Source organism: Vibrio sp. 10N.261.46.A3, assembly GCF_041472995.1.
GTDB lineage: Bacteria > Pseudomonadota > Gammaproteobacteria > Enterobacterales > Vibrionaceae > Vibrio > Vibrio coralliirubri.
In genome coordinates this window covers 21,628-29,001 of sequence record NZ_JBFRRH010000022.1, presented here as the reverse complement: position 1 = coordinate 29,001, position 7,374 = coordinate 21,628, and the positions used below count along the sequence as shown (strand labels likewise).

General features: G+C 41.5%; 5 protein-coding genes. All 5 read left to right on the top strand.

Features of this window, described 5'->3' with window-relative positions; genetic code table 11:
* The first annotated feature begins 119 nt into the window (after positions 1–119).
* The 5 genes from AB4484_RS06200 (at position 120) to AB4484_RS06180 (ending at position 7,284) form a co-directional block, all read left to right on the top strand.
* Positions 120–1,142 carry a replication initiation protein gene (locus AB4484_RS06200; RefSeq protein ID WP_372077045.1) on the top strand — a complete coding sequence of 341 codons (1,023 nt, stop codon included), beginning with the start codon at positions 120–122 and terminating at the stop codon, positions 1,140–1,142.
* Positions 1,143–1,411: 269 nt separating this feature from the next.
* Positions 1,412–1,729 carry a hypothetical protein gene (locus tag AB4484_RS06195; protein ID WP_372077043.1) on the top strand — a complete coding sequence of 106 codons (318 nt, stop codon included), beginning with the start codon at positions 1,412–1,414 and terminating at the stop codon, positions 1,727–1,729.
* 302 nt (positions 1,730–2,031) lie between these two features.
* Positions 2,032–4,068 (top strand): DUF3560 domain-containing protein, encoded by a 2,037-nt coding sequence (locus tag AB4484_RS06190; RefSeq protein WP_372077041.1) that lies wholly within the window; start codon positions 2,032–2,034, stop codon positions 4,066–4,068.
* Between the two features lie 977 nt (positions 4,069–5,045).
* Positions 5,046–5,399 (top strand): plasmid mobilization relaxosome protein MobC, encoded by a 354-nt coding sequence (gene mobC, locus AB4484_RS06185; protein WP_372077039.1) that lies wholly within the window; start codon positions 5,046–5,048, stop codon positions 5,397–5,399.
* Positions 5,377–7,284, top strand: coding sequence for a relaxase/mobilization nuclease domain-containing protein (locus AB4484_RS06180; RefSeq protein WP_372077049.1), 1,908 nt, complete (start codon positions 5,377–5,379; stop codon positions 7,282–7,284). The genes mobC and AB4484_RS06180 overlap by 23 nt, the downstream gene beginning before the upstream one ends.
* The last annotated feature ends 90 nt before the right edge of the window (positions 7,285–7,374 follow it).

The following is a 7,374-nucleotide window of genomic DNA, read 5'->3' as shown; positions in this document are numbered from 1 at the left end:
GAGTGACCTAGTTTTTCCTTGTGAGTGACCTAGTTTTTTTGCTAATAAGTGACCTTTTATCATTGTTCTGGGTAATTCTTAATGTTATGGTTTATGTATTGATTTAAGGATGATGTTTTATGAGTAGTTCTGAGAGTGTTGTTAAGCCCCATGATATAATTACAGCTAGATATAAGTTAACCGCTAGGGAGCAGGATCTTGTTACCTTGGCTTTTATGGAGGTAAAGCGGTTTGCAGATCGAACGAAGGTTAAGCTTGGGGTTTTTGATGTAAATCGTCCTGAAAGCTTGAATGATATACCTACAATTTTTGTTTTTGATGCCGATCGGGTTGCTTCTTTAATGGGGGTTAGCCTGAAAGCTTTGGTCTTGAAAGATCGAGATACTGGTTGCTCTATGCTGCAAAGTGTGTGTTCACGATTAGTTTCTCGTAAAGTTGAAGCTGAAATTGATGGGGGAAGTTGGTTGGTCGCAGGTCTAATTAGTGAGGCTAAATTTACAAACAACAAGCTCACACTTGAGGTAACCAGAAGCCAAGCTGCGAGGATGTTGAACTACGGGTTGAAAGCTCAAAGTTTTGGGATTGTTGATGCTAGGTTGTTGCTTGGTTTGAAAAGTGCATATGCCAAAAGAATTTTGGAGCTAATATCGAGGTTTAAAAACGCGAGGGATTTTACAACTACGGTAGGTGATCTTTGTGAAATGCTAGGAACAAGCCTTGATGAACATGCTGATTTTGCACGCTTTAGAAGGACAGTTATCGATCGCTCTTTGGCTCAAATTGTTAGTGGTTCAAAGGGAGTTTGGATTTCTCAAAATGGTTACCCGAAAGGGTATGAGATTGATACAGGAAGGGGGCGGAAGGTAACAGAGCTCACTCAGATAACTTTCAAAATGTCATACGTTGAATTAGGGGGTAAGCCTATTGAACCTGATAGCTCAAAGGCAAAAACCAAAGAAAAGATGCCTCCAAAGACAATCAATGAAGGAAAAAAAACTGTCGATGCTGGTAGTGCTTCTGCTGAACCTATTATGCAAGGGGGGCTTTATGCTGGTAGTGGAGGTGGTCGTCCGAATAGATTGTCACCATCTGAAAGGTTTAGGCAGCAACTGGTTAAGAAAGGAAAGAAGCCAACGTTTTAATATTTTGAAGTATTAGCGTTGGTAGGCGGAGCGGGAACTCCACCTACCAACTAACTTACACCTTAACTAACCTAAGGAGTTCGCTGTGACGAATCATAGCCCTTTTTTTATCTGCGCTAAAGCGCAAAATCTATCTATACAACAACTTAATCTATTCATTAACCAATCCTCACATCTTTGCTATTCGCAAAGATGCAAACTACGGTTATATACACAAATGTATAAATCCTCTCTGTCAGTTGGCCCTGATAACTGTGGAGGCGGTAAGTATGTATGAGAACGAAGTTATTCGGGAAGAAGCCGAAGCTGTCGTTAATGCTCTGCTGCCTGAAATTGAACTTACACAAGGAGTGAATTTGTATTTGAGTGTTATGTTGGGGAGTAAGGCTGCTTCCGTTTTGGGAGTGTCAGATTCATATTTTAGGTCGTTAGTTAGGGGTGGCCTTGCTAGTTGCGGATGGAATAGGTTTGAATTTAGAGCTTTCCTTCATAAAAGGTTGTGTCAGGCTCTTATTGAGTCGGGCGTTACCCCTTCGGGGCAGGGCTTTTCGGCTTCGCCTCGTGTCGATAATCCAAATGACGATTAACGAACAAGTTCGTTGTCATTTTGGATTCCTGTCACACAATCCCTAACGCAAAAGAAAGCCCCCATTCGGGGGCTGTTTCACTGATTGGAACGAAGAATCTGTAAGATTTATTCCGTTTCTCGCCTGTCTTTTTTCCTTTGATTTCTCAATCCCGTGCCCCTCTCTTCCTGCTTAACGTCCCAAATCAGAACCTCTAAAACAAGGGTATATAAACGCTTCGCGCCCTTGTTTTAAAGAACCATGATTTCGGGTCGAGCAGTCAGGCGACAACGGGAATGAAAAATTAATCAAAGGAAAAACTTATGACAGACTCAATCCGTAATCAATCAACAGCTTCTAACGTCCAAACAGCGACAAACGTATCCCCGTTTGAACAGTCGGGCTCACCCAAGAATGAATTTTTGAAGAGCTTCTCTGGTCATAAATTGCGTAAAAATGCTAAAGCTAAGATTGCTCAAATGTTGGAGTTTGCGGATTCCCTAACATTGCACACGCAAACAATGGGTATGGATGATTGTCATCGTCATGACGAACCCGTAAAAATGGCTAAATCTGATTTTTGGGGGTGGTACGAAAAGAACTACCGCGACATGGTGATTTTTTTAACTGTCCATGATGGGGTTTTGGTTAAAGTCCAAGTTTGTGATTGTATTTACCATTTTTCTAATGATGTGATCATGACTTTTTCGTTGGATGGACAAGGCGAAGAAGAAAACATTTTTGAGAATAATTCTTTGGTTGTTGAGAAAGTCGAAGAGGTGAAAGAAGAGGTTTTATTAACACCTTTTGACAAGTACGAAAGCCTAGTTAATACCGCCACCGTAAAACAAATTGTGATTGATTGGAGCGAATCAAATCTATTCTCTGATGGTGATGCGTACACGCTGGACGATTACAACACCAAAGCAATGCAAGAAGCTAGGGAAGTAGGTCGCAACAATGGTTACAGTAAGACGATGATGTATATCGAGTTTGAAAATGGCGATTTGGAGCGATTCAGACATGATATTGATGCAGACTACCCAACGTTAAACCATTACTACGCTGCTGTGAGTGAGGTTAAATTGATTGCCTTGTCTAGAGTGGTGAAACCGTGGCCAATATCCGAAAGTTTGGAAGAAACAGCGGGACTTAAACGAGTGTTAATTAAGTCTAGTAGATCAAATGTTTTCTCTGTTGGTGAAGAATATTCACTTAAAGAATATAACCAGAAAAGTATGAAACATGCTGAAAAGGTGGCGTATAGCGACAAGGGATGTGTATTTACAGAGCTTGAGTTGTTTTTTGACAATGGAAGACAAGAAAAATTTGAGCATATACTTGTTCAGCATTTTGAAGCGGGGTATTTTCCGACGCTATGCCATGCTTACGCCTGTCAGCGTGATAAAAGATTAGTCTCGCATGTAAAGCCTTGCTTTGATTACTATCAAGTGAAAAAGGCGTTAATTGACGGCTACCTGTCACCGCTTAATAGTGATGAGAAAAAGCCAACACCACCGCCAGAAGATAAAACTCGAAAAGTTGTAGCACTTGGAGACTATCAAGAGCGACAAGAGGAAAAGCGCGAACGTTTAGAGGAGCGAGCAATAAAAGCCGCTGCTGTATCTACAGAGCGTTTTAATACAGCAAGTTCATTGGGAAAAATGTTGCCTTTCGGTCAGCCGATCCTAGTTGGTCATCATTCAGAAGCAAAGCACCGTAGACACGCGGAGAGCATTAATACAAACATGCGTAAAAGCGTAGAGGCTCAAGACAAAGCAGAATATTTAAGCCGTCGCGCTAATAGTGTCGGCTCTGCTGGCATTGCATCAGACGACCCAGAAGCGATCACGAAGCTAAAACAAAAATTAGATCGTCTGGTTAAAAGTCATGAGTTAATGAAAGCCGTCAATAAAGTAGTGCGCTCTAGTCATATGACAGAGGAAGACAAGATCGAATACTTGGTTAATACACATGGACAGACCGAAGAAAGAGCAAAAAAGCTATTACAACCGTGTGAATTTTTTGGAAAATTTGGCTTTGATACCTATGCGCTACAGAATAGCAACGCCAACATACGCAGCACTAAAAAGCGTTTGGAGGACTTGGAAGCGTTACACAATGAAGAGCCTTTACAGGCTAACGGGGACGCTATGGGGACAGATTGGGAGTTGTTCGAGGAAGACGGGCGCATCAAGTTTTCTTTTGACGGTATCCCAGCCGAAGAAGTACGCAAGAAGTTAAAAAGCAGCGGTTTTAAGTGGTCGCGTTACGCTAAAGCGTGGGTTCGTAAAATGACACCGAACGCGGTTATAGTGGCGAGACGTTTGATTAATGAGTTGGAGTCTATTGATGGATGATTGTTGCGAGTTAAAGCGAATGCAAGCCAAGCAGGTCAAGAACGACATTTGGCTTAAAAATATTGGTTTTGCTCAACGGTGGGTTATAATTTGGTTGACCGTTGGCGGTGTTATTAAACTAGATTTAATTAAGGGGTTGGCATCATGGATAGTTGGCTAGATGAACACAAGACCGTAGGGATGATTTTACTAGCTGTATGTAGTTTTACTGTTGGTTATCTTATTTTTTAAACTTGCAGAACGTTGTAAAAGCCAGCTTTTAAGCTGGCTTTTTTGTTTGCCGTTGTATGTCGATTTCTCGCCTTGGCTCGTGCTCATCTATCCACGCTGTGAGCCTTTCTCATGTGAATAATCTTGAATAAAAATGCAAGTCAACATTGTCAAAGTCAGCGCGTTTAGCTGGCTTTTTTGTACCTGAACATGCAGCATGTAGCCCGAAAGGGAGAAGCTCACCCACTCGATATTGTGGGATCGCATAAAGCGGATTGAGCGAGAACCTACCGACTCAAAGACACGTAAAAATCTAGCCTTTCATCATGCCAGAATACCGCTTGCAGAGCATCACAGCGACAAAGCGGAGTGATGCCACTGCAACCCACAGGCGGAAAGCTCACATCATTAAGTTTTGTAACGAAAAGGTTAATACATCACTTTTAAATGAGAACTAAAGTCATTTGCGAGCTTGTACATCACTTTTTTACTGTTTTCTGTTCTGTATGTGGGAAGGTGCATCACTTCTAAATGAGAACTAAAGTCATTTGTAAGGTGTGCATCACTTTTGTTGATAACCAATCTCATTTGGTTGCTCGTACATCACCTTGTTCCGCGCAATTTCTATGTCGTCGCCCCGCTTCGCGTTGCAACATCTATCCAATCACACTATTCTAGTGTGATTAGCGGGATTCGGATTTTGTATACATTCGTTCCTCATGTATCCAAAATCCCCGTTCTGCGAAGCTACTCTGCGAGGCAATGTAATGAAGAACCATGTAATAAGTACACGTGTCAGTGATGAAGTATTTGATGCGTTAAATTTGGAAATGAAAGAGAAAGGTTACAAGACAATAGCTACTCTTTTGAGGTCTAAACTTGAAAATGAAGTGCGTGACGAACGCCTGTTTTCAGAGTTCAGAAATGACATCCTGAACTATAAAAACGAAATGGCTAGGATTGGTAGCAATTTGAATCAAATTGCACATAGGCTGCATTTGTTTATTCCTGTTGGTGCGGATGAAATTAAGCCAGATTTGGTAACACTTAATAAAATGATGGTGCATTTGAACCTGTCTTTATCGGAGGCTCTTGTTAATGTTGATACGTCCAGAAGATGAACTTGAGGCTTGGGGTAAGGCTCAAAATCTTTACCTTAAAAAAGGCAGTGCCAGTTCAAGCAAAAGCGTTGTCCAAGGTGAGCAATCGAGTGAGGTTGTCTTTAAGAACATTAGTAGTCTTAAAGGGAAGCAAAGTGTCTCTAAATTGATTAACTACGTCGCTCGTAAACATCATGAGGAAGAGGAAAAGAAACATGAAGTCATGTTTTCTGATTTCAATGTTCAGGGTGTCATTGTTTGTAATGAGTTAGGTCATCGTCTGGCTGACCATCAGATAGAGAAAATCAAAGAGAGTTGGAATAAAGAGTTTATCGAACGTGAAGACAAAGGACGGACTGTTACGCACTTTGTCTTTTCGAGCGATAAGATTAAAGACCCTCTGGCAATGTCAGAAGTTGTGCAAGCTACGCTGGCACGAACGATTGGCAAAGAAGGGTATCGTTACATCACATCAGTTCATGACGATACAAAATCATTACATTGTCACGTTGTCGTTAATACTTACAACGAAATCCTACAGCGAAAACTGAACGCTACAAAGAGCTGGAACTATCAGCAAAGACAAGTCTTTGCCGAAGAGTCACGCACTCGTGGTTATGATCATGTAGCTACAATGAAAAAGTGGCGTAGGCAAGGTCTGTTTGTTGACCGAGATGTGTTGCAGCCTCTACAAACCATTAGGTCTTTTGGTACGGAGGAGTATCCGAATCCTGACGGGCGTAAAAGCGCACCGAGTTTCTTTGTTGAGCTTGATGGTGGGCGTAAGATTTGGGGAAAAGATTTAAGACGACTCGTTATAGAAAACAAGTTAGATGTGGGTAGTCAGGTTCTTTTCTCAAAAATCAGCGTTGATAGAGATTCCTATACTGGAAAAGCGCAGTGGGAGGTGAAAACCTTTACGGATAAAGAAGCCAAGATTTACTCGAAGCAAGTTGAGAAACAAAAGCTAAAGCCCGTTGAGGTGAAGAACTTTGATGTATCAGTCTCTAAAGCAGAAGCTCTTCAAAGAGCAAAAGATATAGCTAGATTAGAGCTTGAGATTAAATCCCCAACACTAAAGCAACGGGAAATACTCAAAGCTCTGAAAGAGAGCGTACCTAAAGAGCTTGTGAAACAAGCCAGGTCTGACTATGTGATAGAGAATACCCCAAAGCGTAAGTCGCAGTTAAAACAACTTCGTTATCTTGAGTCTCAACACAAAAAAGGTGAGTGGAAAGACTCATTGACTACAAAAGTTCTAGCGATGGAAAGGGCTACGTCTAGTGAGTCTATGAAATCACGTCTAGATGCTCTCCTACCGACTGATTTAAGCAAAGTAGAGGTAAGGGCTAGGTTTGAGAAACAAGCCCGTATCAATGCGGAGATTCGATCTATTCGCTTACAGAGAAACCTTAATCCTGAAAAAGTCCCGTTCATCATTGAAAGACTCAAAAAAGAAATACCGAAAGTCGCTATAGATGAAAAGAGCCTAATACAGCTCACTAGGGGGCTTCACAAGCAAACTTTACCAGAGTTTGAGGCAAAGCTAGGGCGAATAACTGAAAAGCTTAACGTTGCGATTGAGAGGCGCAATGTGGCAGAAGCAAGTAATCATTTAAGCTCGCTCTATGCTGAACTTAAAGGGAAACCAAGACACAACTCTACTCTAGAAACTATCAAGAAGTCGAAGCCAATCATTGATAAGCAACGCAAAGAACTCAACGAGCAGTTAGCTGTATTAAGACAAGAAAGAAAGGCGCAATTGCAGCAGTCGAGTATCAAAGGGGTAGCAGAGTTGCCGAGAGGTCGAGACCAAGAAAAATATGTTGTTAGAAAAATCGCTGAAATAGAAAAGTCGCTTGGGTATGAGCTGACAGAAAAGAGAAAGCAAAAAAGAACTAGGTAAACTAGGAAATAGACACTGTACATACTTTTGTATGTACAGATGTGCGATCCTGACTAGGTTCAGTAGTGAGCATTGAAAGGGCAATAATCA